Source organism: Amycolatopsis melonis (genome assembly GCF_040064235.1).
Classification (GTDB): Bacteria; Actinomycetota; Actinomycetes; order Mycobacteriales; family Pseudonocardiaceae; genus Amycolatopsis; species Amycolatopsis melonis.
This window is the reverse complement of record NZ_JBDZYD010000003.1, coordinates 194,172-221,082: the sequence shown is the minus strand read 5'-3', so window position 1 is coordinate 221,082 and position 26,911 is coordinate 194,172. Positions and strand designations below refer to the sequence as shown.

At 71.2% G+C, this 26,911-nt stretch carries 28 protein-coding genes and 1 tRNA gene; 20 read left to right on the top strand and 9 right to left on the bottom strand.

Features of this window, described 5'->3' with window-relative positions:
• Complete coding sequence (locus ABJI51_RS08935; RefSeq protein WP_348949074.1) at nucleotides 1-621, top strand: TetR/AcrR family transcriptional regulator C-terminal domain-containing protein; 621 nt, start codon at nucleotides 1-3, stop codon at nucleotides 619-621.
• Here ABJI51_RS08935 and lysA read toward each other — a convergent pair.
• The gene (gene lysA, locus ABJI51_RS08930; protein WP_348949072.1) at nucleotides 599-1,942 is read right to left on the bottom strand and encodes a diaminopimelate decarboxylase; all 1,344 of its coding nucleotides are present in this window, start codon (nucleotides 1,940-1,942) and stop codon (nucleotides 599-601) included. The genes ABJI51_RS08935 and lysA overlap by 23 nt on opposite strands.
• 211 nt (nucleotides 1,943-2,153) lie before the next feature.
• Between lysA and ABJI51_RS08925 the strand changes: the two genes are divergently transcribed.
• The gene (locus ABJI51_RS08925) at nucleotides 2,154-3,104 is read left to right on the top strand and encodes an RNA polymerase subunit sigma-70 (RefSeq protein ID WP_348949071.1); all 951 of its coding nucleotides are present in this window, start codon (nucleotides 2,154-2,156) and stop codon (nucleotides 3,102-3,104) included.
• Here the strand turns inward: ABJI51_RS08925 and ABJI51_RS08920 are convergent.
• Nucleotides 3,101-4,006: a dihydrodipicolinate synthase family protein gene (locus tag ABJI51_RS08920; protein WP_348949069.1), complete on the bottom strand. Its 906-nt coding sequence runs from the start codon at nucleotides 4,004-4,006 to the stop codon at nucleotides 3,101-3,103. The genes ABJI51_RS08925 and ABJI51_RS08920 overlap by 4 nt on opposite strands.
• The gene (locus tag ABJI51_RS08915; RefSeq protein WP_348949788.1) at nucleotides 4,003-4,707 is read right to left on the bottom strand and encodes a GntR family transcriptional regulator; all 705 of its coding nucleotides are present in this window, start codon (nucleotides 4,705-4,707) and stop codon (nucleotides 4,003-4,005) included. The genes ABJI51_RS08920 and ABJI51_RS08915 overlap by 4 nt, the downstream gene beginning before the upstream one ends.
• Nucleotides 4,708-4,802: 95 nt before the next feature.
• On the opposite strand from ABJI51_RS08915, the gene ABJI51_RS08910 reads away from it, so the two are divergent.
• The 5 genes from ABJI51_RS08910 to ABJI51_RS08890 all read left to right on the top strand — a co-directional run bounded on the left by ABJI51_RS08910 (nucleotide 4,803) and on the right by ABJI51_RS08890 (nucleotide 10,188).
• Nucleotides 4,803-5,996, top strand: a complete 1,194-nt coding sequence (locus tag ABJI51_RS08910; protein WP_348949067.1) for an extracellular solute-binding protein — start codon at nucleotides 4,803-4,805, stop codon at nucleotides 5,994-5,996.
• On the top strand, nucleotides 5,993-7,036 hold the full coding sequence (locus ABJI51_RS08905; protein ID WP_348949065.1) for an ABC transporter ATP-binding protein: 1,044 nt from the start codon (nucleotides 5,993-5,995) through the stop codon (nucleotides 7,034-7,036). The genes ABJI51_RS08910 and ABJI51_RS08905 overlap by 4 nt, the downstream gene beginning before the upstream one ends.
• A gap of 478 nt (nucleotides 7,037-7,514) precedes the next feature.
• Nucleotides 7,515-8,408, top strand: a complete 894-nt coding sequence (locus ABJI51_RS08900; protein WP_348949063.1) for an ABC transporter permease — start codon at nucleotides 7,515-7,517, stop codon at nucleotides 8,406-8,408.
• Nucleotides 8,405-9,232, top strand: a complete 828-nt coding sequence (locus ABJI51_RS08895; protein WP_348949061.1) for an ABC transporter permease — start codon at nucleotides 8,405-8,407, stop codon at nucleotides 9,230-9,232. Before ABJI51_RS08900 ends, ABJI51_RS08895 begins: the two co-directional genes overlap by 4 nt.
• Before the next feature lie 122 nt (nucleotides 9,233-9,354).
• Nucleotides 9,355-10,188, top strand: a complete 834-nt coding sequence (locus ABJI51_RS08890) for a MerR family transcriptional regulator (RefSeq protein ID WP_348949060.1) — start codon at nucleotides 9,355-9,357, stop codon at nucleotides 10,186-10,188.
• Here the strand turns inward: ABJI51_RS08890 and thrS are convergent.
• Together thrS and ABJI51_RS08880 are read right to left on the bottom strand one after the other, a co-directional pair.
• The gene (gene thrS, locus ABJI51_RS08885; RefSeq protein WP_348949059.1) at nucleotides 10,175-11,347 is read right to left on the bottom strand and encodes a threonine--tRNA ligase; all 1,173 of its coding nucleotides are present in this window, start codon (nucleotides 11,345-11,347) and stop codon (nucleotides 10,175-10,177) included. The two genes, ABJI51_RS08890 and thrS, sit on opposite strands and share 14 nt — an antisense overlap.
• A 157-nt stretch (nucleotides 11,348-11,504) precedes the next feature.
• Nucleotides 11,505-11,981, bottom strand: coding sequence for a heme-degrading domain-containing protein (locus ABJI51_RS08880; RefSeq protein WP_348949057.1), 477 nt, complete (start codon nucleotides 11,979-11,981; stop codon nucleotides 11,505-11,507).
• A gap of 136 nt (nucleotides 11,982-12,117) precedes the next feature.
• Between ABJI51_RS08880 and ABJI51_RS08875 the strand changes: the two genes are divergently transcribed.
• Nucleotides 12,118-14,064, top strand: a complete 1,947-nt coding sequence (locus tag ABJI51_RS08875; protein ID WP_348949056.1) for a phosphocholine-specific phospholipase C — start codon at nucleotides 12,118-12,120, stop codon at nucleotides 14,062-14,064.
• On the opposite strand, the gene ABJI51_RS08870 is transcribed toward ABJI51_RS08875, so the two are convergent.
• Complete coding sequence (locus tag ABJI51_RS08870) at nucleotides 14,061-15,290, bottom strand: M20 metallopeptidase family protein (protein ID WP_348949055.1); 1,230 nt, start codon at nucleotides 15,288-15,290, stop codon at nucleotides 14,061-14,063. The genes ABJI51_RS08875 and ABJI51_RS08870 overlap by 4 nt on opposite strands.
• A gap of 77 nt (nucleotides 15,291-15,367) precedes the next feature.
• On the opposite strand from ABJI51_RS08870, the gene ABJI51_RS08865 reads away from it, so the two are divergent.
• The 5 genes from ABJI51_RS08865 (at nucleotide 15,368) to ABJI51_RS08845 (ending at nucleotide 17,575) form a co-directional block, all read left to right on the top strand.
• Nucleotides 15,368-15,850, top strand: coding sequence for a tRNA adenosine deaminase-associated protein (locus ABJI51_RS08865; protein WP_348949053.1), 483 nt, complete (start codon nucleotides 15,368-15,370; stop codon nucleotides 15,848-15,850).
• Nucleotides 15,851-15,873: 23 nt separating this feature from the next.
• Entirely contained in the window at nucleotides 15,874-16,302 is a 429-nt protein-coding gene (locus ABJI51_RS08860; protein ID WP_348949052.1) for a nucleoside deaminase, read from the top strand.
• A 32-nt stretch (nucleotides 16,303-16,334) separates the two neighbouring features.
• Nucleotides 16,335-16,550, top strand: a complete 216-nt coding sequence (locus ABJI51_RS08855) for a CsbD family protein (protein ID WP_348949050.1) — start codon at nucleotides 16,335-16,337, stop codon at nucleotides 16,548-16,550.
• A 33-nt stretch (nucleotides 16,551-16,583) separates the two neighbouring features.
• Nucleotides 16,584-16,670, top strand: a tRNA-Ser gene (locus tag ABJI51_RS08850).
• A 128-nt stretch (nucleotides 16,671-16,798) separates the two neighbouring features.
• Nucleotides 16,799-17,575, top strand: coding sequence for an SDR family oxidoreductase (locus ABJI51_RS08845; protein ID WP_348949049.1), 777 nt, complete (start codon nucleotides 16,799-16,801; stop codon nucleotides 17,573-17,575).
• Here the strand turns inward: ABJI51_RS08845 and ABJI51_RS08840 are convergent.
• Together ABJI51_RS08840 and ABJI51_RS08835 are read right to left on the bottom strand one after the other, a co-directional pair.
• On the bottom strand, nucleotides 17,568-18,146 hold the full coding sequence (locus ABJI51_RS08840; protein ID WP_348949047.1) for a hypothetical protein: 579 nt from the start codon (nucleotides 18,144-18,146) through the stop codon (nucleotides 17,568-17,570). The genes ABJI51_RS08845 and ABJI51_RS08840 overlap by 8 nt on opposite strands.
• The gene (locus tag ABJI51_RS08835; protein ID WP_348949045.1) at nucleotides 18,143-18,481 is read right to left on the bottom strand and encodes a hypothetical protein; all 339 of its coding nucleotides are present in this window, start codon (nucleotides 18,479-18,481) and stop codon (nucleotides 18,143-18,145) included. The genes ABJI51_RS08840 and ABJI51_RS08835 overlap by 4 nt, the downstream gene beginning before the upstream one ends.
• A gap of 308 nt (nucleotides 18,482-18,789) precedes the next feature.
• Between ABJI51_RS08835 and ABJI51_RS08830 the strand changes: the two genes are divergently transcribed.
• On the top strand, nucleotides 18,790-19,707 hold the full coding sequence (locus ABJI51_RS08830; protein WP_348949044.1) for a TauD/TfdA dioxygenase family protein: 918 nt from the start codon (nucleotides 18,790-18,792) through the stop codon (nucleotides 19,705-19,707).
• 16 nt (nucleotides 19,708-19,723) lie between these two features.
• The gene (locus tag ABJI51_RS08825; protein ID WP_348949042.1) at nucleotides 19,724-20,170 is read left to right on the top strand and encodes a limonene-1,2-epoxide hydrolase family protein; all 447 of its coding nucleotides are present in this window, start codon (nucleotides 19,724-19,726) and stop codon (nucleotides 20,168-20,170) included.
• A gap of 291 nt (nucleotides 20,171-20,461) precedes the next feature.
• On the opposite strand, the gene ABJI51_RS08820 is transcribed toward ABJI51_RS08825, so the two are convergent.
• On the bottom strand, nucleotides 20,462-21,478 hold the full coding sequence (locus tag ABJI51_RS08820; RefSeq protein ID WP_348949040.1) for a CapA family protein: 1,017 nt from the start codon (nucleotides 21,476-21,478) through the stop codon (nucleotides 20,462-20,464).
• A gap of 126 nt (nucleotides 21,479-21,604) precedes the next feature.
• Between ABJI51_RS08820 and ABJI51_RS08815 the strand changes: the two genes are divergently transcribed.
• The 5 genes from ABJI51_RS08815 to ABJI51_RS08795 all read left to right on the top strand — a co-directional run bounded on the left by ABJI51_RS08815 (nucleotide 21,605) and on the right by ABJI51_RS08795 (nucleotide 26,822).
• Nucleotides 21,605-24,070: a DUF8508 domain-containing protein gene (locus ABJI51_RS08815; protein WP_348949038.1), complete on the top strand. Its 2,466-nt coding sequence runs from the start codon at nucleotides 21,605-21,607 to the stop codon at nucleotides 24,068-24,070.
• Nucleotides 24,071-24,204: 134 nt separating this feature from the next.
• Nucleotides 24,205-24,678, top strand: coding sequence for a hypothetical protein (locus ABJI51_RS08810; protein WP_348949036.1), 474 nt, complete (start codon nucleotides 24,205-24,207; stop codon nucleotides 24,676-24,678).
• Entirely contained in the window at nucleotides 24,675-25,877 is a 1,203-nt protein-coding gene (locus ABJI51_RS08805; protein ID WP_348949034.1) for a WXG100 family type VII secretion target, read from the top strand. The genes ABJI51_RS08810 and ABJI51_RS08805 overlap by 4 nt, the downstream gene beginning before the upstream one ends.
• Complete coding sequence (locus tag ABJI51_RS08800) at nucleotides 25,877-26,452, top strand: hypothetical protein (protein ID WP_348949033.1); 576 nt, start codon at nucleotides 25,877-25,879, stop codon at nucleotides 26,450-26,452. Before ABJI51_RS08805 ends, ABJI51_RS08800 begins: the two co-directional genes overlap by 1 nt.
• 13 nt (nucleotides 26,453-26,465) lie before the next feature.
• Nucleotides 26,466-26,822 (top strand): YbaB/EbfC family nucleoid-associated protein, encoded by a 357-nt coding sequence (locus tag ABJI51_RS08795; protein ID WP_348949031.1) that lies wholly within the window; start codon nucleotides 26,466-26,468, stop codon nucleotides 26,820-26,822.
• Nucleotides 26,823-26,911: the final 89 nt, after the last annotated feature.

The window sequence follows — 26,911 nt, the reverse complement described above, 5'->3', positions numbered from 1 at the left end:
ATGCCGCTGGAGGTCGCCGACGCGGTGCGCGTCGCGCTGCGCCTGCTGGAGGACGAGGGCCTGGACAAGCTGACCGTGCGGCGGCTCGCCACCGAACTGGGCGTCAAAGCACCCGCGTTGTACTGGCACTTCCGGAACAAGCGCGCACTGCTCGACCACATGACGGACGCGATCGTGGCGCCGGTCGTCGCGGCGCTGCCCGGCTCCGGCCCGTGGCCGAAATGGCTGGAAGAAGCGGGCTTCGCGCTGCACACGGCGTTGCTCGCCCACCGCGACGGCGCCCGCGTCGCGCTCGGCGCGGACCTGCGGGTGGCGCGGGCGCTCGGCGAGTTCGCCGAGCGGACGACCGGGGTGCTGCACGACGCGGGTTTCCCGCTCGGCGAGGCCACGCGGGCGGCCGGGGTGGTGGTGCACTTCGTGCTCGGCCGGGCCGTCGAGGCGCAGACCCGGCCGTCGCCGGACGAGGAGGCGGCGATCATCGCCGCGTCCTCGTTCCCCTTCCCGCTGATGGCCAGTGGCCTGCGGGAACGCGCCGGGTCGACGGTCGAAGACGACTTCCGGTACGCACTCGGCGTGTTGCTCGCGGGCCTCCAGGCGGTCAGCCCAGGTCGCGGCGGCTGAGGTCCTCCTCGGTTTCCCGGCGCACCAGCAGCGTCGCGACGCCGTCCTTGACACCGACCAGCGGCGGCCGTCCGACCTGGTTGTAGTTCGAGGCCAGCGAGTGGTGGTACGCGCCGGTGCACGGCACGGCCAGGAGGTCGCCGGCGTGGAGGTCGCCGGGCAGGGCGATGCCGTCGGCGAGGACGTCCCCGGACTCGCAGTGCCGCCCGACGACCGTCATCGGCATGCGCTTCGCCGTCGAACGCCGTCCGACGAGCCGGGTCGTGTAGCGCGCGCCGTAGAGCGACGGGCGTGCGTTGTCGCTCATGCCGCCGTCGACGGCGACGAACGTGCGGCTGCCGCGCTTGACCGCACACACCCGGTACACCGTGATCCCGGCCGGCCCGACGAGCGCCCGGCCCGGCTCGATCGTCAAGCGGGGCAAGGGAAAGCCGTGAGCCGCGCATTCGTAGGCCAGCGCCACGCGCAGGCGTCGCGAGTAGCCGCCGAGGTCGAACGCGGGTTCGCCGCCGACGTACGGCACCGCGTGCCCGCCGCCGAGATCGAGTTCGGCCGGCGTCACGCCGTGGACGTCCCGGATCCGGGCGAGCACCGCGGCCATCCGCCGCGCGGCCGCCTCGTAGCGGTCGACGCGGGAGACCTGCGAGCCGATGTGGCAGTGCAGGCCCGCAAGGCGCAACCCGGGTTGCGCCTTCACTGCTTCGACGGCGGCGTCGACGTTGTCGGGAACGCCGTCGAGCAGCGAGAAGCCGAACTTCTGCCCCTCGGTGCCGGTGCTGATCGCGGCATGCGAACCCGCTGCGACGCCCGGCGTCACCCGGATCATCACCTGCTGCCCGCCGTGGGCCAGGGCGCCGAGCTGCGCGATCTCGTCGAGCGAGTCGACCACGATCCGCCGGACGCCGTACCCGAGAGCGGCCTTCAGGTCCTCCGGCGTCTTCGCGTTGCCGTGCAGCAGCATGCGCTCCGCGGGGAAGCCGACTGAGCGAGCGACGGCGATCTCGCCCGCGGAGCACGTGTCGAGCGACAACCCCTCTTCGGCGACCCAACGCAGAACAGCGCGCGTACACAACGCCTTGCTCGCGTACGCGACTTCGACGTCCGGCAGTGCTTCGCGGTACTCGCGTGCGGTGTCGCGTACCTGCTGTTCGTCGATGAGGTACGACGGCGTCCCGAAGCGGGCGGCGAGGTGACTGACGCGCGCGCCGGCGAAGAGCAGTTCGCCGTCTTCGCCGAGTCGGGTGCTTCGCGGCCAGACTCCTGGCTCGAGGTGATCGGCGGCTTCACAGCCGAGGCTGGGAAGAAGCTCGCTGAGCGTCACGGGTGCCTCCGGGCATCACGGCGGATCGGACTCCGCCAGCACACCCGCGGAGGCTGTTCCGCGCGTCCCCTGTGAATGCGGTTCTGACGTTGCGTGGCTGCCCGCTTACTCGTTCTTGACGCGCGAGTAACCCCGGCCACACCCCGGCTGACCTGCGCAGAGGTGAATTCCCGGGGTGGGCGTCGTCTTATCGGGCATGGTTACCGACACGATGGACGAGACCGAATTCGCCGCACTGACCGAGCAGCACCGGCGGGAGCTGCGGGTGCACTGCTACCGGCTGCTGGGGTCGCTCGACGAAGCCGAGGACCTGGTGCAGGAGACGTTCCTGCGCGCGTGGCGCGGCCGTGACCAGTACGCGGGACGCGCGAGCGTCCGTGCCTGGCTGTACCGGATCGCCACCAACGCGTGCCTCGACTTCCTCGGCCGCACCCCGCGGACGATCCCCTCGGTGGACCTGCCGGTGGCGGCAGACTCGCACCTGGCGCCGCGGCCCGCGGCCGCCGTTCCTTGGCTGCAGCCGTGCCCGGACGACCTCCTCGACGCCGCCATCGCCCGCGAGACCGTCGAGCTGGCGTTCCTCGCCGCGGTCCAGTACCTCTCGCCGCGGCAACGCGCCGTGCTGATCCTTCGCGACGTCGTCGGCTGGTCGGCGAAGGAGACCGCGGCCGCGTTGCAGACACCCCCGGCTTCGGTGAACGGCTCGCTTCAACGCGCGCGTGCCGAGTTGAAGGAGCAGCTGCCTTCGCGGCGTACGGAATGGCGCGTCGAATCGAGCAACGAAGAACGCGCGGTCGTCTCGCGCTACATCGCCGCGATCACGGCGGCGGACGACAAGGCCCTCGCAGCCGTGCTTCGCGACGACGTCCGCTGCAGCCACCAGCCGGGTGCCGGCGGCCACGACGGTCCGGAGCCGACCTGGTACGGCGGCCTCGCGACGGTCCTCGACGGCTGGGCGCCGGTGCTGCACGGGCCGATGGAACTGCGCATGGTGCCGACGCGGGCGAACGGCCGTCCCGCCGTCGCGACGTACCTCCGCCACGACGGCCGGTTCCACGCCTTCGGCCTCAACGTGCTGCACGTCGTCGACGGCCGGGTGGCGGAAGTGACCACCTTCGTCCCGGCCGTCTTCGCCGCCTTCAGCCTCGCGGCGACGCTCTAGGCCAGCCCCCACGACGACAGCAGCCCGGACAGCTGCTTCCGCTCGCCGTCCGTCAGCAGGCGGCTCGGCGGGCGGACGTCGGCGCGGCACAGGCCGAGCTGGGCGAGGGCGTCCTTGACCACGCTGACGTTGTTGGCGTTCGCGTTCGCCGCACGCAGTTCCTCGAACGGCCGGATGCGTTCCCAGACCGTCATCGCCGCGCGATAGTCCCCTGTGGACAGTGCGTGGAACATCTCGAGCGACGTCGCCGGGTCGACGTTCACCAGCCCGGAGGTGAAACCGGTGGCGCCGACGGCGAAGTAGCCCGGTGCCGAAAGCTCCGCCAGCCCGGCGATCCAGGTGAACCGCTCGAAGCCCGCGTCGCGGGCGACCGAACCGAACCGCACCGGATCCGGCACCGCGTACTTCACGCCGACGACATTCGGCGCTGCTTCGCCCAGCGCGCGCAGCTGCTCGCCGGTGATCGCCGGGTTGCGGACGTAGAGCACGACGCCGAGTTCCGGTACTGCGCCGGCAATCGCGGCGTGGTAGTCGATCCAGCCCTCACCGGAGACGTACGGGTGCACCGGCTGGTGGATCATGATCATGTCGGCGCCGGCGTCCCGCGCGTGCTGCGCGGCCCGCGTCGCCGAAACGACGTCGTGGCCGATCCCGGCGAGCACGCTCGCCCGGCCGGCCACCGCCTCGACCGTGACTTCCAGGCAGCGGCGTGCTTCGGCGGCGTCGAGGGCGTAGAACTCGCCGGTGTTCCCGTTCGGCGTCACGACCTCGATGCCGCCGGTGATCAGGCGGTCGACGAGCTTCGCGTACGTCTGCTCGTCGACGGCACCCTCGGCGTCGAACGGCGTGACCGGGATGGCCACCACGCCGGACAGCCGCCGCTTCTGGTCCTCGAACGTCATCGGGTCCCCTTCGAATCGCCGGTTTCGGTGGTGCGCCGGCCCGGGAGCGCGAAGGCGACCCGGTCCAGGAAATCGGTGATGTGCTTGCGCAGCAGGTGTTCGGCCTGCCGGGCGTTGCCGCGCTCGGCGGCGTTCAGGATCGCGCGGTGCTCGGCCGCCTCGCCCTGCCAGGTCGGGCTGATGCCCCAGCCGGTGACCGTGACCAGTGCGGCCTGGTCGCGCAGCCCGTCGAGGACCTCGACGAGCAGCGGATTGCCGCAGCCGGCGTAGAGCGCGCGGTGGAACAGCCGGTTGGTCAGGCTGGCCTTCGCGCGGTCGGCGGCCGCCGCACCGGTCTCGACCTCGGCCAGCACCCGCCTCGCCTCGCCGAAGTCCGCGCCTCGCTCGACCGCGCGCCGGACGGCTTCGGGCTCCAGCAACGCGCGCAGGTCGTACACGGCGTGCGCGCTCTCGGCGTCCATGACGCGGACCGTCGCCCCCTTGTACGTGCTCATCGTGACCAAACCGGAACCGGCCAGGCTCCGCAGTGCCTCGCGCACCGGCGTCTTCGACACCCCGAGCAGCGCGCCCACCTCGGCTTCGACGAGCGTTTCGCCCGGCCCGAACTCGCCGCTCAAGATCGCTTCCTTGACGGCGTCCCGCACGAAGTCCGTCCGCGAAACCGGCGGCGGCGGCCTCCTGGCCGAAGAAGAGCTCGCCACTGGCATGTCCGATCTGATATACGATGCGACATACAACATTATCACGGACCTAGGGAGCAGCCATTTAGCGTTGCACCGGCTTCCGATTCCGACGAGTGTTGCTGGCGGCGAGCGTCGCCGCCGGTCTGACGGCCTGCGGCGCGCCCGGCGGCGACGGCGGCCAGGCGGCGGATCCCCAGGCCGTGCCCGCCAAGCCCGGCAAGCCGGTCGAGCTGAACATCCTCGACGTCGCGGGCAACCTGCAGCTCACCAAGCAGATGATCGAGAACTTCCGTGCCGCCCACCCGGACGTGCTGGCCAAGGTCACCTATTCGACGGCGCCCGCGCCGAGCATGGCGGGCAAGCTCAAGGCCGAGCAGGACGGCGGCGTCGCCCAGACCCACCTCGTCCTCAGCGGCACGGACGGCCTGTCCGCCGGCATCGCCAACGGCACCCTGGCCAGGATCCTCCCGGACTTCGCCGACCGGTTCCCGAACCTGATGCAGAACTACCAGGAACCCGCGGCCAAGATGCAGGAGCTGGCGAACGGCCACGGCATCGAGCTGGTGTACTCCCCGGCCGGGCCGCTGCTGGAGTACAACCCCACCGCGGTGCCGTCGGCACCGGCGTCGCCGCAGGAGCTGCTCGACTGGGCGAAGGCACACCCGGACCGGTTCCAGTACGCGCAGCCGTCGAACTCCGGTCCCGGCCGGACGTTCCTGATGGGCCTGCCGTACCTGCTCGGCGACAAGGACCCGAAGGATCCGGACAAGGGGTGGGACAAGACCTGGGCGTTCCTGCAGGAACTGGGCAAGTACGTGAAGTACTACCCGTCCGGCACGACCGAGACGATGAAGAACCTGGCGTCCGGTTCGGTCGACATGGTCACGTCGATGACCGGCTGGGACCTCAACCCGCGCAAGCTCGGCACGGTGCCCAACACGGTCAGGACCGCGATCATGCAGCCGATGCACTGGGTCACCGACGCCCAGTACGCCCTGATGCCCAAGGGCCTGTCGCCCGACCAGGAGTCGGCGATCCTCCAGCTGGTGGCGTGGATGCTCAAGCCGGACCAGCAGGCCATCGCCTACGACGACGGTTATTTCTATCCGGGCCCGGCGGTCAAGGACGTCACCCTGCAGATGGCGCCGCAGAAGAGCCAGGACACGGTCCGGCAGTTCGGGCGCCCGGAGTACGAGCAGTGGATCGCGCAGTACCCCAAGGAGACGTCCCTGCCGGCGGAGCAGCAGGTCAAGGCGTTCGACAAGTGGAACCAGCTGGTCGGCGGCTCGAAGGTCGGCAAGAAGTGACGTTCGAGCAGCTGCGGCTGGAGGCGGTCTCGCGCAGCTTCGGCACGGCGAACGCCCTGCGCAACCTCGACCTCGCCATCACCCGCGGCGAGTTCGTGGCCCTGCTGGGCCCGTCCGGCTGCGGCAAGTCGACGGCGCTCAACTGCCTGGCCGGGCTGCTGCCCCTGACCGGAGGCAGCATCTGGCTGGACGACACCCGCATCGACGGCCGGCCCCCGGAGCAGCGCGGGTTCGGGATGGTGTTCCAGAACTACGCGTTGTTCCCGCACATGTCCGTCAGAGCAAACGTCGGTTTCGGCCTCAAGATGCGCAAGGTCGGCCGCGCGTCGGCGCGCAGCCGCGTCGACGAGGCCCTGCGCCTGGTGCAGCTGACGGAGCACGCGGCGAAGTTCCCGGCGCAGCTGTCCGGTGGCCAGCAGCAGCGCGTCGCCATCGCCCGCGCGGTGGTGCTGGAGCCACCGGTGGTCCTGATGGACGAACCACTGTCCAATTTGGATGCAAAGCTCCGCCTGGAGATGCGCATGGAGATCCGCCGCCTCCACCAGACGCTCGGCCTGACGACGGTGTACGTAACCCACGACCAGGAGGAGGCCCTGTCGCTGGCCGACCGCCTGGTGGTCCTGCGCGAGGGCGCGGTCCAGCAGATCGGCACCCCCGAGGAGGTCTACGCCCAGCCGGTGAACAGCTACGTGGCATCGTTCATGGGCTACCGCAACCTCCTGGAGGTGACGGTCACCGGCGCAACCGGCTCCACGCTGACGGTGGAGGGCAACGGAGTCCGCCTGACCGGCCGCGGCTCGCTCACGGAAGGCCCGGCCAGGGCGGCAATCCGCCCGGAGGACTTCACCGTCGGCGACGGAACGGAGAACGCTCTCGACGTCAAGGTGGAGATAGTCGAGTACCACGGCCGCGAGCTGTCGGTCTCGGCCCGGCTGGCGACCGGGGTGCCGGTCTACTTCCGGACGGACAAACGCCTCGCCCCCGGGGACACGGTGCAGCTCGGGGTGCCGGCTGAGCGGGTTCTGGTGTTCGCGCCATGACCGCCCTGGCTGGCGCGGTCGCCCTGGGTGCTCTGACCGCCCCGGCCGCGCTGACCGCCCTGGCTGCGCTGACCGCGCTGGCGGCCGTGCAGGGGCGTGGCGGACGCTCGGAGGTGGCCGCCGCTGCCCGGTCCGCGGGTGTGCCGGTGGCTCACGCCGGCCTGGCCACCTGCGTTCCGGGCGCCGCTGCTGCCCCGGCCGCCGGTGACCCGGTGGTCGCTGCCGGGCGGGCCGCCCACGTTCCGAGGGTGGCCGCCGCCATGCGGAGCAGCCGCGGTTCGGTGGTCGAGGTGGCACGGGCCGCCTGCGTTCCGAGGGTGGCCACCATGCGGACCGGTCGCGGTCCGGCGGTGGAGGCGGCCCAGGCCGCCTGGGTTCCGGTGGTCCCCGTTGCGGGGATCGGCCGTGGTGCCGCGGCCATCACCGCTGTGCGAGCCGGTTGCATCCCGGTCGCCGCTGGGAATGGGGAGGTTGGTCCGTGACCGTCGTAACCTCCGGCCGCCCCGCCCTGCGGCACCGGCTGGCCGAACGCGGTATTGACCGCACCCTGCTGCTTCTCGTGCCCGGTCTGCTCGTCATTGCCTGCCTGTTCGTCTACCCCTTTCTCTATGGCCTCCAGCTTTCCTTCGCTCCGCGCAAGGGTGGCGTCTTCGCCAACTACGTCCGCTTCTTCGGTGACCCCTACCTGCGCAACACCATCTGGACGACGCTCGGCATCGCGCTGCCCGCGACCTTCGTCAACGTCCTCGCCAGCATCCCGGTCGCCTATGTCATGCGCGGCCGCGTTCGTGGCAAGCGTCTTCTCACGACGATCCTTGTCGTGCCGATCACGCTCGGCACGGTGCTCACCGCGCAGGGGCTGATCATGTATGGGGGACCGGCGGGGTGGCTGAACAAAGTGCTCACCGTCCTCGGGATCACCGACCAGCCGCTGCCGCTGATCCACAACTACACCGGCGTGCTGCTGTCGCTGGTGATCACCGGCTTCCCGTTCTCGTTTCTGCTGACCTTGTCCTATCTCTCGGGCATCGACTCCTCCTTGGAGAAGGCGGCCGCGACGCTTGGTGCCAACGGCGTCCAGCGCTTCCGGCGGATCACGCTGCCGCTGCTGGCTCCCGGCCTGGCGATCACCTTCTGTCTCTCGTTCGTCATGGCGTTCTCGGTGTTCCCCTCCGCACAGCTTGTCGGCGACCCGGCGAACGAGACCCGCGTCATCTCGATCGCCGCCTATCACGCCGCGTTCGAGGAGTACGACTACTCGATGGGCTCGGCCGTCGCGATGCTCATGGCGGTGGTCATGCTGATCGTGATCGGCCTGGTCATGGCGTGGCGTGGCACGCTGTACCGCGGAGCGACCGGAGGCAAGGGATGACCGGTTGGGTCGCGCGTCCCGGACGTTGGGTCGTCTGGTCCGTGGTCGCGTTCTTCTTCGTCAACCTCGCGGGCGTCGTGCTCTCGGTGGTCGTCGACTCGTTCGGCACCCAGTGGTTCGGTACCTGGCTGCCGGACGGCTTCACCACCCATTGGTACGCCGACGCCTGGCGCGAGTTCGGCCTCTCCGACGTCCTCCTCACGACGGCGATCGTCGCCCTGGTGGTGATCGCCGTGTCGGTGGCGGTCGGCGTCCCGGCCGCCTACGCGCTGGCCCGCCGGTCGTTTCCCGGCAAGCGCCTGGTGCTGCTGCTGTTCGTGCTGCCGATCCTGATCCCTCCCATCACCTATGGCATCCCGCTGGCCACCGTGCTCTACAAGGTCCACCTCGCCGGCACGATCACCGGCGTCATCCTGGCCAATCTGGTGCCCTCGGTGCCGTTCGTGGTGCTGACGATGACACCGTTCATCGAGCAGATCGACCCGAAGATCGAGGCCGCGGCCCGCATGTCCGGCGCACGGACCGCCTCGGTGTTCACTCGCATCCTCGGCCCGCTGCTGCTGCCGGGCATCCTGGCCGCGTCGATCCTGGTGCTGGTCCGCACGGTGGGCATGTTCGAGCTGACGTTCCTGACGGCGGGCCCGGACTCGACGACGCTCGTGGTGGCGCTGTACAACTCCGTGTTCGCCGCGGGCATCCGCGCGAACCAGTCGGTCGACGCGATGGCCGCCATCTACACGGGATCCATGCTCGTGCTCCTCGTTGTCGCGTTGCGGTTCGTGAACCCGACCCAGCTGGTCACCCGCATCCGGGAGGAGACCTGAGGGCCGGTGGTGCTCGTTCGCTCATGTGATCGACTTTACCGCGGATTGTCGAACGCGTGATCGACACGATGGGGTGAAACGGAGCTTGCGGCTCCCCCGAGGGGAGGTGCCACGCTGGCGGCATGCGGTATTCGATCGGTGAGCTGGCCCGGCGCACGGGACTGACGGTCAAGGCCGTCCGGTTCTACTCCGACCGCGGTCTCGTGCCGCCGTCCGGACGCAACACCGCAGGTCAGCGCCGGTACGACGACGCCGCGCTCGCCCGGCTCGGCCTGGTACGCACCCTGCGCGAGCTGGGCCTCGACCTCGCCACGATCCGCCGGATCGTCGACGGCGAAGCGACCGTCGCCGACGTCGCGGCGAGGCACGCCGAGGCCCTCGCCGTGGAGATCCGCGTGCTCCGGCTGCGGCTCGCGGTCTGGAAAGCCTTGGCACGACACGATTCGACCCCGGAGGAGACGAGACACGTGCACGAACTGACCCGGCTGTCCGAAGTGGAGCGACAGCGCCTGGTCGGCGACTTCCTCGCCGAAGCGCTGGGCGACCGTCCCGGCCTCGTGCGCACGCTGACCCCGGAGCTACCCGAAGATCCCAGTCCCGCCCAGCTCGACGCCTGGATCGAGCTGGCCGGGCTGATGCAGGACGCGGAGTTCCGCGCGATCCTGCGCGAGCTCGTGGACAGCATCGAACCCGGCCTGCGGCGCGACCTGGCCGCGCAGGTGCGCGACGCCGTCACACCGGCGCTCGAAGCCGGTGTCCCACCCCGCTCGCCGGAGGCTGCGGCGATCGTCGACACTCTCGGCCGCGACCCCGGCGAGCTGCGGAAATGGCTCGTCGCGGTCAACGATCCCCGCCGTGAGCGCTACCTGGACCTGCTGGCGGTGATCAACGGCTGGGCGGCGCCGGAAAGCCTGACGCCGGCCTTCGACTGGCTGACCGCGGCTACGGCATCCTGACTTCCGCGGCGATCCGCGCCAGGACGTCGGCCGCGGGCGCGGCGTCGAGACGGCGTCCGTCGCGCAGCCGCACCGAAAGCTCGCCCGCGGCGGCTTCGCCGGGGCCGAGCACGACCTGGTACGGCACCAGCCGGCCGTCCCGGATCCGCGCGCCGAGGCTGCCTTCCGCGGCGATCTCCGCGCGCACGTCCCCGCACCGGTCCAGGATTTCGCGCGCGTACGGCAGTTCCGCCCCGGACACCGGCAGCAGCCGGACCTGGACGGGCGCCAGCCAGGCGGGGAACGCGCCGCCGTGGACCTCGATCAGCTGGGCGACCGCGCGCTCGATGCTGCCGATGATGCTGCGGTGCACGATGACCGGCCGGTGCCGGGCCGCGTCCGCGCCGACGTACTCCAGGCCGAACTGCTCCGGCTGGTGGAAGTCGACCTGGACGGTGGAAAGGGTCGATTCGCGGCCCGCGCCGTCGGCGATCTGGACGTCGATCTTGGGGCCGTAGAACGCCGCTTCGCCCTCGACGGCGTCGTACGGCAGGCCGTCGAGGACCGACCGCAGGATCTCCACCGAACGGTCCCAGTTGCCTGCCACGTACTTCCCGCCAGGGCCGGGCAGGGAAAGCCGGTAGCGCGCGACGCTGATGCCCATGGCGTCGTAGGCGCGCCGGATCAGGGCGAGCGCGGCGGACGCCTCGGCTTCGACCTGGTCGATGGTGCAGAAGACGTGCGCGTCGTTGAGCTGGATTGCGCGTACCCGGCTCAACCCGCCGAGCACGCCGGACAGCTCGGCCCGGTACATCCCGCCGATTTCGGCGATGCGCAACGGCAGTTCGCGGTGACTGCGGCCGCGTGCGCGGTAGATCAGCGCGTGGTGCGGGCACAGGCTCGGCCGCAGCACGAGCTGGTCGCCGCCGACGTCCATGGGCGGGAACATGTCGTCGCGGTAGTGCGACCAGTGCCCGGAAATCTCGTACAGCTCGCGTTTGCCGAGCACCGGCGAATGGACGTGCCGGTACCCCGCACGCCGTTCGAGGCGGCGGACGTACTCCTCCAGGCTGTGCCGGACGATCGCGCCGTCGGGCAGCCAGTAGGGCAGGCCGGCGCCGATCAGCGGGTCGCTGCCGAACAGGCCCAGCTCGCGGCCGAGCTTGCGGTGGTCGTGCATTGTGGACTCCTCGAAAGACGGCGAGGCGGTGACCACAAGACGAAGCCCGGGGCAACCGCCCCGGGCTGGAAACGTCGTTCAGCGCGCCGGGACACTCTCCGGCGTCGTCGTCAGTCCGGCACGCTTCATGTCTCCGAAGGTAGCAGGGGACGCCAGCTCATTTTCCGGTGTCGGCGAGGAACAGCTCCAGCTGTTCGACGACGAAGGCGTGGTCGTCGGCCTCCGGCAGCCCGGACACGCCGACCGTGCCCACCGGCCCGACGTCGCGCACCAGCACCGGGAACACGCCGCCGTGCGCCGCGTACTCGGCGGGGTCGAGGCGGGAGTGTTCCTCGAACGTCCGGCCCTTCGCGCGGAAGTGCGTGCCGACCATGAAGGAGCTGTGACCGTAGCGGTCGGTCACGCGGCTCTTGCGCTCGATCCACGCGTCGTTGTCGGCCGACGTCCCGGGCAGCGCGGCGTGGAAGAGGCGCTGGCCGTTCCGGCGGACGGAGATCGTCACCGGCAGGCCGCGGTCGCGCGCGGCGGCCAGCAGCTGCTGGCCGAGTGCGAGGGCGGTCTCGTTGTCGAACTTCGTGAACTGGAGGCGTTCTTCCTGGGCGCGGAGCTGGGCGAGGAGGTCGGCTTCGGTCATGCCGCCATTAAATCAACACTGTTGTGTAATTGCCAGGCACCGTTTTTGTCGGGGGTCTGTGGCAGCGTGTCGGACATGAACTGGAGGCGGGTGACATCCGTGTAGAAGACGGCGAAGCGGGGACGAGGAGATGGAGATGAGCCGGATCCGGCGGCGGACGGTGCTCGGCGGCGCGGCCGCGGCCACCCTGGCCGGTGCGCTGCCCGTGGCGTGCGCGCCGGCGCCGCGGACGGGCACGATCGACGACGTGCGGCACGTCGTGGTGCTGATGCAGGAGAACCGGTCGTTCGACCACTACTACGGCACCATGGCAGGCGTACGCGGCTTCGGCGACAAAGCGGCGTTGCGCGACGTCTTCCGCCAGCGCGGCGGCGGCGAGCCGGTGCTGCCGTTCCGGATCGACACGTCCGTTGTGGACGGTCAGGACCTCGGCGAGCTGCCGCACGACTGGAACAGCACGCACCGCGCGTGGAACGACGGCCGGTACGACGCCTGGCTGCCGGCGAAGAGCCCCATGACGATGGGGTACTTCACGCGCGAGGACATCCCGTTCCAGCACGCGCTGGCGAAGGCGTTCACGGTGTGCGACCACTACTTCTGCTCGATGCAGGGCCCCACGCACCCGAACCGGCTGTTCCACTGGACCGGCACGATCGACCCGGACGGGCTCGCCGGCGGGCCCGTCACGCACAACGCGCCGGACTACGAACCGTCGTTCCGCTGGACGACGTACCCGGAGCGGCTGGAGGCGGCGGGCATCTCGTGGCGGATCTACGCGAACGACGAAGAACGCGGCGTCCCCGAGCACTTCGTCGGCGACTACGGCGACAACCCGTTGTGGCTGTTCCAGAACTACCACGACGCCCTGCACTCGGCCGACCCGCTGAAGCGGCGGCTGGCCGAGCGCGCCAACCTGCGCACGCAGCTCAAGCCCGATTCCGGCAAGGGCAAGGACGTCGATCACGTGCTGGCCGACTTCCTGGCCGACTGCGCGACCGGGAAGCTGCCCGCCGTGTCGTGGGTCGTGGCACCCTACGGCTACTGCGAGCACCCCGCGGCCCGGCCGGTCGACGGGGCCGCGTACGTGCAGCGGATGCTGAAAGCCCTGTGGGACAAGCCGGAGCTGGGGGAGTCGACCGTCGTCTTCATCAACTACGACGAGAACGACGGCTTCTTCGACCACGTCGTCCCGCCGACGCCACCACCCGGGACGCCCGGCGAGTACCTGCCCGGAAACCGGCCGGAGAAGGGTGCGCCGTCGGGCCCGCCCGTCCCGATCGGGCTGGGGCCGCGCGTGCCGATGACGGTCGTCTCGCCGTGGAGCCGCGGTGGCTGGGTGAACTCGCAGGTCTTCGACCACACCTCGGTGCTGCGCTTCCTGGAGACGTGGACCGGCGTGCGCGAGCCGAACATCTCGGCCTGGCGCCGCGCGATCTGCGGCGACCTGACCAGCTGCTTCGACTTCCGCACGCACGACACGACGATCCCGCTGCTGCCGGACGCCGACGCGCTGCGCGCCGAGGCCGACCGGACGCAGCCTCGGCTGCCGAAACCCCGGGTGCGGCCGGGGGCACTGGTGCAGGAACCCGGCCGGGCGAAGGCGCGTCCCCTGCCGTACCAGCCGGTCACCTGGGCGGCGGTCGAGCCGGACGTCCTGCGGCTGCACCTGGCCAACCACGGCACGCACGCCCTGCAACTGGCCGTGTACGCCTACCACGCGGGCGGGGCGCCACAACGCTTCGACCTCGCACCCGGCAGCTCGACGACGGGCGTGGTCGCGCACAGCGGGTCCTACGACATCGCCGTCCACGGGCCCAACGGCTTCCTCGTCGAGGCCTCAGGCGGCCTGGACCTCGACGCCGCCGTCACGTATCTGACCACGCCCGGTCTCCGGATCACGGTGACCAACCGCGGACCGGCGCCGGTCACGCTCGACGACGTCACCCTCCCGCCGGGCGGCTCGCACGACTTCCCCGTGCCGGCTCAGGACGGCTGGTACGACGTCACGTTCGCCACGCCGGGGTGGCGCCGTCGCTTCGCCGGGCACCTGGAGGACGGCCGTCCGTCGTACACGCCGCCTTAGCGCAGGGCGTCGAGGGCGAAGGCGGCGAGCATCGCGACGCCGCTCGGCATCGCGTCCTCGTCGAAGAGCACGCGGTTGGAGTGGTTCGCCGCGGCCTCTTCGGGCGCGACGCCGGGCGGGCAGGCGCCGAGGAACGCGTACGCGCCGGGAACGCGCTGGAGGACGTAGGAAAAGTCCTCGGCGCCCATCAGCGGGTCCGCGAGCAGCTCGACGTTGTCCGGGCCGAGCACGGCCGCGCCGAGCCGCAGCACCTCAGCCGCGATCCGGTCGTCGTTCACGGTCACCGGGTAGCCCGGCTCGATGTCGGCGGCCACCCGGCAGCCGTAGGCGGCGCCGACCTGCTCGCACACCTTGGGCAGCTCGGCGCGGACCAGCGCGCGCGTCGGCTCGGACAGCGTCCGGATCGTGCCCTGCAGCTCGGCGGTCTCCGGGATGATGTTCGACGTCGTGCCGGCCTGGATCCGGGTCACCGAGAGCACCGCGGGGTCGAACACGCTGACCCGGCGCGTGATCATCGTGTGCAGCGCCCCGACCATCGCGGCGGCGGCCGGGACAGGGTCGATCGTGTGCTGCGGCGCGGAGCCGTGGCCGCCCTTGCCGGTGACGCGGACGGTGAACGAGTCGGCCGACGCCATCAGCGGGCCCGGCCGCAGCTGCAGCAGCCCGCTGCGGGCGTTGGCGAGGATGTGCACGCCGAACGCGCGCTCGACCCGCGTCCCGGCGGCGTCGAGCACGCCCTCGTGGATCATGAACCGGGCGCCGTGGTGGCCCTCCTCACCCGGCTGGAACATGAACACGACCGACCCGGCCAGCTGGTCCCGGCGGCCGGCGAGCAGCCGCGCCGCCGAGGCGAGCATCGCGACGTGCGTGTCGTGCCCGCAGGCGTGCATCGACTCCGGGTCCTCGGACGCGAACTCCAGCCCGGTCTCCTCGGTCAGCGGCAGCGCGTCCATGTCACCGCGCAGCAGCACCGCCGGACCGGGCCGGGCGCCGCGCAGGACGGCCGTCAGGGACGTCGTGGCCTTGCCCTCGGTGATCTCCAGCGGCAGGCCGGCGAGCGCCTCCCGGATCGCGGCCTGGGTGCGCGGCAGCTGGAGGCCCTGCTCCGGCCTGCGGTGCACGGCTCGCCGGAGCGCGACCGTGCGGTCTTGCAGTGCCCGCGCGTCGTCGAGGAGGCCCGCGAACGGGGTGCCGGGCAGGGTGGGCAGGTCAGTGGGGCCGGTCATGGTCCCGATAGTGCCTCATGCGGCGCTTCGGGTGCACCGTGCGTGCGCTCGGCCGGGCAGCGGAATACGGTGTGCGCATGGCGGTGGATGAGCCGGTCACGGGCTTCGCGGTGGCCGTGGTCCGGGAAGACGGTCGGTGGCGGTGCAGTGCGCTCGACCCGGGAGCGCTGACCGAGCTGGACGCGGCGATCACGGAACTGGGCAAACTACGCTCCACCGGTGCGGCGTTCGGGCTGCTGGCGGTCGACGACGAGTTCTTCGTCATCGTCCGGCCGAGCCCGCGGGGGCCCTCGCTGCTGCTCTCGGACGCGGCGGCGGCACTGGACTACGACATCGCGGCGGACGTCCTCGACGTCCTGCGCGTCGACCCGCCGGACGAGGAGGACGACGCCGTCTGGCCCGAGGGCGACCTGGAGATCCTGGCGGATCTCGGGCTGCCGGGGCCGGAGCTGGAGGTCATCGTCGGCGAGGTCGACCTCTATCCGGACGAGCAGCTGCAGATGATCGCGCAGCGCTGCGGGTTCGGCAGCGAGTTCGCCAAGCTCCTGGACGAGCTCTGAGACGCCCGTCCGACACCGAGGCCGTGGAGGCGGCGCTGGAGGCGGCGCGCGCCCCGGGCGCGGACGTGCCCATCGGGGCGGTCGTGTTCGGCCCCGACGGCGTCCCGCTGGCGGCGGCCCGCAACGCGCGCGTGGAGCTGGGCGACCCGACGGCACACGCGGAGATCCTGGCGCTGCGCGCGGCGGCCCAGGTGGTCGGCGACGGCTGGCGGCTGGAGGGCTGCACGCTGGCGGTGACGCTGGAGCCGTGCACGATGTGCGCGGGCGCGCTGGTGCTGGCCCGCATCTCCCGGCTGGTGTTCGGCGCGTGGGAGCCCAAGACGGGCGCGGTGGGCTCGCTGTGGGACGTGGTGCGTGACCGTCGTCTCAATCACCGCCCGGAGGTCCATGGCGGCGTGCTGGTCACCGAGTGCGCGTCGCTGTTGGAGACGTACTTCGCCACGAGACGCTGATTCGCTCCCGCTGAGCCGGGTACTCGGCGGGCATGACGATGAAGCACAAGATCCAGCAGAAGATCGGCGGCGCTCGTCAGAAGCTCGGCTCGGCGACGGGCAACCGCAGGCTCCAGCTGTCGGGAATGGCCCAGCGCCGCGGAGCCCAGGCTCGCGAGGTGGCCTTCGACCTGCGCACCCGAGCCCGCGGTGCGCTCCGGGAAGCCCAGCTCAGGCGACGCGCGGCCCGCGCTGCCGACCCCTCGTGAGACGCCGCCGGGGCCTCCGGTATTGTTCTCGGCGGTGGCGTGTCCGAGCGGCCGAAGGAGCACGACTCGAAATCGTGTGACGGTTAACCCCGTCCGTGGGTTCAAATCCCACCGCCACCGCTCTCATCCGGACCCCCGGTCAGCCCAGCTGGCCGGGGGTCCGTTCGTGTTCCGGGGCCGCGGCTTGACTTGAAGGGCTCTTGAAGTGTGACCGTGGTCGGGCACCAGCCGATCACAAGGAGCGCACCATGACCGTTCTCGTCACCGGGGCCACCGGCCACACCGGACGTCACGTCGTCGCCGGACTGGCAGCCGCCGGTGTCAAGACGAGAGTCCTCGTCCGTGACCGCGCGAAAGCCCCCGAAGGCGTCGACGTCGTCCAGGGCGACATCACCGATCTCGCCGCAGCCGCCGATGGAATCGATGCCGTCTACCTGCTCTGGCCGTTCTTCACCGCCGCAGGTATCGACCTGGAACCCTTGCGGGGCAAGAAAATCGTCTACCTGTCCGCGATGGCCGCCGAAGACGGGGGTGTCTGGGGTGACGTCGAGGCCGCCGTCAGGCGGGTCACCGACGATTGGACCGTCCTTCGCGTCACGGGGCTGGCGACCAACACGCTCGGCTGGGCCGAGCAGGCCCGGACCGGTGTCGTCCGCGGGCCGTACGGGCAGGCGAAGCGGTCGCTGGTCCACGAACGCGATGTCGCCGACATGGCCGTCAAGGCACTCACCGAGGACCACGCCCGGCAGACCTACCTCGTCACCGGACCGGAAGCCCTCACGCAGGCCGAACAGGCGCGGCTCATCGGTCAAGCGCTCGGAAAGCCGGTGCGGTGGGAAGAACAGCCGCTCGACGAGGCGAAAACGCAGCTGGCCCACCACATGGGCGAGGAATTCGCGGTGAACGCCCTGCGGCACTGGGCGTCGCTCGTCGAGGAGCCCGAACCCGTCTCGCTGGACGTCGCCCGGGTGGCCGGGCATCCCGCGCGGCCCTTCGAAGACTGGGCCCGCGAGCACTTCAGCTGAGCTGGACCGACCGGGCCGTCAACGGCTCCAGTTCCGCGGCCAGCTCGGACAGCGACGCCACCTTCGCCGCCACCGCGCGGACCACCGCCGTGCACGCCGAACTCACCGCGCTGACCACCTCGGCGGACCGGTCGCCCGTCAGCACCGCCGTCACCGATGGCTCGGCCGACGCGGCGATGCGGGTCACCTCCTTCGCCGCCGAGACGGCCAGTTCGTCCAGCTCGGCCGCGATCCGGGTGCCCAGTGCCGCCGTCGTCGCGGCCGCGCGGGCCGCCGTGGCGTACTGACCGTCCACTGTGTCCGCCCACGTGCCGAAGGTTTCCGTGCTGCCACCGGTTTCCGCGCGGTCGACGCCCGCGCGGAACTCCGCCTGCGCCGACGTCACCGCCAGCGCGCCCGCGTCCACCGCCGTGGCGGACGCGCGGATTGCGGACGGCGAGCAGTCCAGGTGCCGCAGTGCCGCGACCGGGTCCGCCACCCCGAGCCTGCCCGCCGCCGCGCGCAACGACGCCAGCGACGAAGCCGCCGCCGTCAGCGCCGGGTGTTCGAAGACTTCGACGGCGGACGTCACGGTGCCACCGCGATCCGGCCGCGGAAGCCGGTGCTGCGGGTGCTGCCCGCCGCCATGCGCAGGCGGCCGGCCAGGTCGGACGTCGCGTCGCCGAGGACCCGCGCGTCGGCTTCGCGGGCCGCCAGCGCGGCCGCCCAGCGGGCCGCCAGCTCGCGCGCCTGCGGCGAGATCCCGAACGGTGTCGAATCGACGCGGGCTTCGGCGAACCGGCCCGCCGCCTTGTCGTCGGCGGCGGCCGCCTGGTCCAGCTGATCGGCCGCCGCGCGCAGCCGGTCCGCCACGGGGCGCAGCCCCCGGATGTCACTGTCGATCCGCGAGCCTCTGCCTTCCGGCATGGGGACCTCCGTCATCAAGGGCGCTCACCCGATCGGGGAAGATCTTGCCTCATGGCCCCGCGCCGCCCGCATCGCGGTGACCTGCGGCATTGTCAGCGTTCCAGCCAGTGGACGTCTTGACCGCGCACCGGGACGAAAGCGACCATGAACGCATGCCCGCCACCTCGGAAAGCACGCCGATCCGGGCCTTCGCGCGGTCGATCGGGGAAGGCGTCGTCGCGTTGCTGCTGCGCCGCGGACGTCTGGGCTCGCCGCCTGCCTGACGCGAGCCCGCGTCCGCAGTCCCCGGAAACCCTTGGAGCACAACCATGTCCGTAGATCTGCCTGCCCGGATTCAGCTGCGCGAAGCCGTCACGCCCGCGGATGGCATCCTCGAAGGCCCGCGAATCCTGCGGGAACCGCAGAAAAGCTTCGAGCTGTTCGGCCTCCGTCCGCTGGGCCGGGTGATCGGCGCCGAGATCGACGGCGTCGACCTCGCGCGGCCGCTCACCCCCGAGCTGCGTGCGGAACTCAACCGCGCGCTGCTGGAGTGGAAGGTGCTCTTCTTCCGCGACCAGGACATCACGTCGGCGCAGCAGCGCGCGTTCGCCGCGAACTGGGGCGAGCTGGAGACGAACCCGTTCATCGCCCGCGGCGACGACGACCACGTCACGCGCTTCGAGCGGACCGCGGCCATGCCGGGCTACGAGAACGTCTGGCACACCGACGTCACCTGGCGGCCGAACCCGGCGCTCGGTTCGGTGCTGCGGCTGATCGAGGTCCCGCCGATCGGGGGCGACACGCTGTGGGCCGACATGGCCGCCGCCTACGACAACCTGCCCGAAGACGTCCGCGCCCGCATCGACGGGCTCACCGCGGTCCACGACTACCTCCCCGGTTTCGCCCGGTTCTCCGATCCCGCGCTGCTCGCGCGCTGGCAGGACCGCTTCCCGCCGGTCGAGCACCCGGTGGTCCGCACGCACCCGGAGACCGGGCGGCGCACGCTGTTCGTCAACCAGGCGTTCACCACGCACATCGTCGGACTGGACCGGGCCGAGAGCGACCGGCTGCTGCGGTACCTGTTCCTGCAGGCTCACACGCCCGAATTCCAGGTCCGGTTCAGCTGGCGGCCGAACTCGGTGGCGTTCTGGGACAACCGCGCGACGCAGCACTACGCGGTCAACGACTACCACCCGCACGTCCGGATCGCCGAGCGCGTCGCCATCGCGGGCGACCGGCCGTTCTGAGCCTTAGCCTGGGGTCATGACCGATGAACCCCGGGAAGTGGTGACCGGTTTCCTGAAGGCCCTCGAAGACCTCGACATCGACCGTGCGCTGACGTTCGCGGCGAGCGACATCGTGTACCAGAACGTGCCGTTGCCGCCCGCCCGCGGCCTCGCGGCGGTCGAAAAGCAGCTGCGGCTGCTGGCCCGGTTCGGTTCCGGGTTCGAGGCACGCACGCACCACATCGCCGCGGACGGCAACGTCGTGCTCACCGAACGCACGGACGTGCTGCGCCGCGGCGCGTGGGAGGCGGAGTTCTGGGTGTGCGGCACGTTCGAAGTGGAAGGCGGCCGGATCGTCCTCTGGCGCGACTACTTCGACTGGACGACAGTCCTGGCCGCGAGCGCGAAAGGCGCGGGACGCGTGGCGCTGGCCGGCGCGCGTTCGCTGCTCGGCCGCTACAAAGCGCGCCAGGCGGTGCGCTAGACGCGGTGCTCGCCGCGGTCGTGGTCCCGAAGGTCCACGACCGCGGCTATCCCCAGCACCAGCACGAACACGCAGCTGAGAACAATCAGCCCCCACATGATCGTTCTCCCTCCCCCCGTGTCGTGCCGACAGCGAGCTGTCGGGGAGTGGTCTGTGCCACTTTTCCGGCGGCTCACGCAGACCGTACCCCCGCTTGACATCGGTTGTTCCCGTCCTTGACCTGCATTTAAGGCAGATGCGCCGGATGGGTGACGCCGGAGTGTCCGGATGTAACAGATCGAGCGCGATCCGTTACGTACCAACGACAACCGACGCTATTCCGTCCCTCACTGTCACCGTGGTGCCACGCAGAGCGGAGAGATCCGCGACGTAGCGCAGCACCTTGCCCGCCTCTTCCCCGGCGAGTGGTTCGCACTCGTTGTCCGCGTTACGGCGCACCGGGATCAGCTCCAGCCGCGGTTCGTCGCCGAGCATGCAGCCGGCCAGCAGCCCGTCCAGGTGCCGCCCGCGCATTGCCGGCCAGTCGAACACGAGGTTGCCGAGGCTGTAGAGGATCGGCCGGCCGCGGTACACCTCGACGGCCTGGATGCTGTGCGGCCCGTGCCCGGCGACCAGGTCGGCGCCAGCATCGATCGCGGCCCGCCCGTAGGCGACCTGGTACTCGGTCAGGTCGGGGCCCGGCAGGCCCCAGTGCATCGAGACGACGACGTGGTCGTTCCCCGCCCTCGCCTGCCGCACGTCGGCGACCAGCCGTTCCAGGTGCTCGGGCACGGGCGCCGTGCGGACCAGCGGTGGCCGTCCCGGAATGTCGATGACGCGCGGATCCGGCTGGTAGGACGTGGTGGCAAACGCTTGCGCGACCCCGGGGGACGTCGCCTGCGCGGCCTGCCCGACCGGCCAGCAGAGCGAGGTGTAGGCGAGGAAGGCGACCTTCTGCCCGCCGCGCTCGAGGACCGCCGGCGCGTGTGCGGCGTCGCGGTTCGCGCCCGCGCCGCAGTGCGCGATGCCGGCGCGGTCGAGGACCGCGAGGCTCGCCATCGCCGCGGCCGCCGGGTAGGTGACGTTGTTGGCGCACGACACGACGTCGATGCCCGCGGCCGTCAGCGCTTCGACCATCTCGGGCGCGGAGTGCCGCCAGTTCGGTTTGTGCGGGATGTCCCCGTCGCCTGCCGTGCCCGACAGCGGCCCCTCCAGGTTCACGAATCGGAGGTCGGCGCCCTTGAGCAGCGGTTCCAGCCGTTCGAACGCCGTTGCGGGGGTGGCGCGGGCCTGGAGGTTGACGTCTCCGCCGAGGACAAGCGTGATCACGAAACCTGCTCTGCCGAGTGAGTGACGACGAAAGTAGTTGTTACGAATCGTTGCATCTTTGTCTTCCTCCTCCTCACTTGTTCGGGGGACTATGCCACGACTGTTCAAGCACAAAGGGGACTCAGGGTGACCAAGACCCACAGATCCAAGGCCGCCTTCACGGTGGCCGTCGCGTCGGGCCTGGTGCTCGGCGGGGTGGCCGCACCGGCCGCGCTCGCCGCACCCAGCGCCGACGCGGTCATCGCCGAGGTCTACGGCGGTGGTGGCAACTCCGGCGCGACGCTCACCAGCGACTTCGTCGAGCTCGCCAACCGCGGGACGGCGGCCGCGAGCCTGGCCGGGTTCAGCGTCCAGTACCTGCCCGGCTCGCCGGGCGCGTCGAGCACGTGGCAGGTGACGCCGCTGTCCGGCAGCGTCGCGCCGGGCGGACGCTACCTCGTGGGCGAGGGCAAGGGCTCCGGCGGCACCGTCGCGCTGCCGTCGCCGGACGCGACCGGCGCGATCGCGATGTCCGCCACCGCGGGCACGGTCGCCCTCGTCTCCGGCACCACCGCGCTGACCTGCAAGACCGCCGCGGACTGCGCTGCCGACACCCGGATCAAGGACCTCGTCGGGTTCGGCACGGCGACCGTGCGCGAAGGCAGCCCGGCCGCGGCGCCGTCGAACACGACGTCGGTCGCGCGCGGCACCGCGCTCGCCGACACCGACGACAACGCCGCCGACTTCACCGCCGGCGAGCCCACGCCGACCAACAGCGCGGGCGAGTCCACCGGCGGCGACCCCGGCCCCGCGCCGATTCCGGCGAAGATCCACGACATCCAGGGCACCACCCGGATTTCCCCCTTCAAGGACAAGAAGGTCGGCGGCGTCACCGGCGTCGTCACCGCGACCCGGACGTTCGGCTCCTCCCGCGGGTTCTGGCTGACCGACCCGGTTCCGGACAACGACCCGCGCACCAGCGAGGGCCTGTTCGTCTTCACCGGATCGGCGAGCCCGGCCGTCGCGGCAGGCGACGCGGTGACCGCGACCGGCACCGTCCGCGAGTTCTACCCGGACGCGCCGTCGACGTCGCCGTACCAGTCGCTCACCGAACTGACCAGTGCACAGTGGACAGTCGAATCCCACGGGAACGCGCTGCCCGCACCGACCGTGCTGGACCCGGACACCGTGCCGGTGACGTACGCGCCGTCGCCGGGCGGGAACATCGAGCCGCTCACGCTGGAGCCGTCGAAGTACGCGCTGGACTTCTGGGAGGCGCACGAAAGCGAGATCGTCAGCGTCACCGACGCCCGGGTCGTCGGCCCGACGAACTCGCACGACGAGCTGTACGTGACGACCAAGCCGGACCAGCACCGCTCGGTCCGCGGCGGCACCGTCTACCTCGGCTATGACCAGCTCAACAGCGGTGTCCTCAAGGTACAGTCGCTGATCCCGTTCGCGCAGCGGCCGTTCCCGAAGCTCAACGTCGGCGACGTGCTGACCGGCGTCACCTCGGGGCCCGTCGAGTACAGCAACTACGGTGGCTACACGCTGTTCGCCAGCGTGCTCGGGACCGAAAAGGACAACGGGCTGCAGGGCGAGACCACGCGTAAGCAGCGCTCCGGTGAGCTGGCGGTCGCGACGTACAACGTCGAGAACCTGTCCCCTGTGGACACCCAGGCGAAGTTCGACCGGCTCGCCGACGGCATCGTGACGCACCTCGCGACGCCGGACATCGTGAACCTGGAAGAGATCCAGGACAACAACGGGCCGACGAACGACAGCGTGGTCGCCGCCGACCAGACGCTGCAGCGGTTCACCGACGCGATCGTCGCGAAGGGCGGTCCGCGCTACGAGTGGCGCGAGATCGACCCGGTCGACGACGCCGACGGTGGTCAGCCGGGCGGCAACATCCGCGTGGCGTTCCTGTTCAACCCGGCGCGCGTGTCCTTTGTGGACCGTCCGGGTGGGACGTCGACGACGGCGGTCGGCGTGGTCCGCGAGCACGGCAAGGCGCACCTGACGGTGTCGCCGGGCCGCGTCGACCCGGCGAACGAGGCCTGGACGGCCAGCCGCAAGCCGCTGGCGGGCGAGTTCGTCTTCAAGGGCCGCACGGTGTTCGTCATCGCCAACCACTTCAACTCCAAGGGCGGCGACCAGCCGACGCACGGCCGCTTCCAGCCGCCGTCGCGCAGTTCCGAGGTGCAGCGGGCGAAGCAGGCGACCGTGCTGCGCGGGTTCGTCGACCAGATCCTGGCGGCGGACAGCCACGCGAACATCGTCGTGGCGGGCGACCTCAACGACTACCCGTTCTCGCCGGCGGTCCAGACGCTGACCGCGGGTGGCGCGCTGAAGGACCTGATCGCTTCGGTGCCGGAGGCGGAGCGGTACAGCTACGTGTTCGAGGGACAGTCGCAGGTGCTGGACCACATCCTGGCGTCGAACGCGCCGCGGGGCGTGGACTACGACGTCGTCCACATCAACGCGGAGTTCGCCGACCAGGCCAGCGACCACGACCCGCAGGTGGTGCGGTTCCGGCCCAGCGCCGGAAACGCGTTCCTCGACGGCGTGAACGACTGGCTGGACTGCCTGGAGCAGCTGTTCGGCAAGTGAGTGCGGGCGGGAAAGCCACCTTCGGGCCCGGTGCCGGAAGGTGGCTTTCCCGTTTTTGACACCTTTGAGTGATCGCGAAACCGCGGAGCGTCGACCACCGTCTTACCGTGGACGGAACCACAGGGGAGGGTGGCGTGGACGGATACGCGGTGAAGGTGAGCGAGCTGGGCAAGCTCATCGGCGACCTCGACACGGCGGCGGCCAGGATGACTGACGCGAACCGGAAGCTCGGCGGCGGCGGGGCGTTCGGCTCGCTCGGGACGGCCGAGCTGGGCAAGGCGGGTGCCGAATTCGAGGAGGCGTGGGGCTACGGAATCGGACGTCTCGGCGAAGCGGCGTCGGAGATCACCGAGCGGCTGAAGCGGGCGAAGGAGAAGTACGAGCGGATCGAGGCCGAATTCGGCGGTGAGCTGCGGAAGTTCGGCTCGGCGGTGGGGTCAGGGGACGGGCCGGTCGGCGGCGGTGGGGTGCCGGGCAGCGACGACCCCGCCGGGCGCGGCGGCGGTGGGGTGCCGGGCAGCGGCGACCTCGCCGAGCCTGGGGACCGGCCGGTCGGCGGCGGCTACACCGGCGGCATCACCGACATCCTGAACGGCCTCGGCCGATGAGCGCCCGCGACTTCCCGGCACTGGGCTTCGACCCGGCGCCCGGCGACCTCGACGGCATCGCCGACCTGGCGGGCAAGTACCGGGCGGTGAGCACCAGCCTGACCGAGGCGGACGACTCGCTGCGGCGGATCGTCCGCAAGCAGGGCATCTGGCAGGGCGAAGCGAGTGAGGCCTTCGCGCGGCGGATCGGCCCGCTGCCGCAGTACCTCGAAGGCGCGGCGAGGTCGATGGGCCAGGCCGCGGACGCGCTCGAAGCGTGGTCCCGCGACCTCGGCGACCTGCAGAAACGCGCGGCGGACCTGGAGGCCCGCGCGGAGGCGGCGGCCCGCGCGGCCGAGCAGGCCCGCGCGAACCCGGACCTGGCGCTGGCGAACCGGACGTTCCCCGACCAGGAATCCCTCCGGATCGCCCAGCGCCTGCTGGACAACGCGGGCCGGCAGCTCCAGGCCGCGATCGACGGCTGCCAGAACGTCCAGGACGCGGCGAAGCAGCTCCAGCAGGAGCACACCGAGGCGGCGGGCCGTGTCGCCGAGCTGCTGCGGAAGGCGAAGGAGCTGGCCCCGGACGAGCCGGACCTGCTCGACAAGCTGGGTGACGCGGTCGGCGGGGCACTTGTCGACTTGTCGAACACCCTCGCCGACGGCGTGGACGAGGCGTGGAACTTCGTCCAGGACCACGCGGAGCTGATCTCGAAGCTCTCCGACGTGATGGGCGACATCGGCAACGGTCTCGGGGTACTGAGCGACCTCCTGCCACCACCAGCGGGTGAATTCACGAGTCTCGTGGCCACCGCCGTGGGGCTCGGCGCGCTCGGCGGACATGCCCTCGCCAAGACGGCCGGCGCCGACGTGGCGCCCGAGACGCTGACCTTCGACCTGCTGGGCGCGGCTACTTCGCTGGCCGGACTCGTTCCCGTGCTCCCGGACGCCGCGATCAAGGTCGCCGCCTACGGGCTCCTCGGCGAGCAGGCGGCCGGTGAAGTTGCCGGTGGCAAGAACTTCGAGAGTCCCTGGGACGACTTCAACAACTACTGGGTGCCCAAGGACATGGGCCAGGCGGCAGTGGTCGCCGGCACGGTCATCGCCGGGCCTGCCCCGTGGGCCGTGGTCGCGATCGGCAATGCGGCCGACGCGGGAGTGCAGGCCGACAACGCCCCCGATCGCCGCCGCGCGCGGGCGGAAGACGAGGTGTGGAACTGATGCCGCTGCGGATCGACCTGCCGCCCGGGTTCTCCGGCCTGCCGGTGGGCAGCGACGACCAGCTGAACCGGCGGCACGCCTGGATGGTGGCGGAGAACGTCGCCGCCGGCGTCGGGAAGTCCGTCGAGGAGTTCGGCAGCTTCCTGATGGCGCTGGTGCCGGCCATGCAGGCCAACGGCGTCCGGGTGTTCGGCAAGTTCGCCGTCGGGCCACGGAAGGGTGACGTCGCGACCTTGACGCTGGGTGTCGCGCAGTGGCCGGAAGCCGCGCCCGGGAATCGCGAAGCCGTGGTGGCGGCGATGGCCGAGGAGTACCGGAGCCGTCACAAGGGCGCGGTGGTGCAACCGGTGCGGCTCCCGATCGGCCCGGCCGTCGTCGCGATCAGCGGCGGGGAGTTCCACCTGCCCGGGCGGGAGGTGCGGGCCCAGTTCAAGGCCGAGTACCAGATCCCGCTGCCGGACGACCGGTCCGTGGTGATCCTTTCGGTGGTCGCGGAGTCGGAGGACGCCTGGCCCGCGGTGGCCGAAGCGACCGCGAAAGTCGCCTGGAGCCTGCGCAGCGGGGAAACGCCGTGACCGGGAGGCCGATGTGGACAATGCACAGCTGATCGAGGAACTGCGCTGGCAGCTCAAGCAGATCGAGGACCGCAAGGCCGAGAACCAGCGCCTCCTGGCCAGCGGAAACCACACGACCGTCGTGTCGCCGGACCGGAGCGTCACCGTGCTGGCCGGGCCCGGTGGCCTGGTCAGCGAGGTCAGGCTCGCGCCCGAAGCAATGCGGTTCGACGCCGCCACGCTCGGCCGGACCATCACCGCGGCCGTCCGGGAAGCTGCGGCCGCCGGGGGACAGGTCACCCCGGCCGCTCCGCAGCCACCCGCGCCGCAGCGGCGGCGGCATATTCCGGCGGATGACGACGTCCCCTACGACACCGTCTTCGACGTCTAGGTGGGCGGTCTGCCGCAGCTTGTCGTGGGGGGTTATTATCGGTTGGAACCCCAAAAAAACACAACAACCCCCCCCCCCGGCCCCCACGG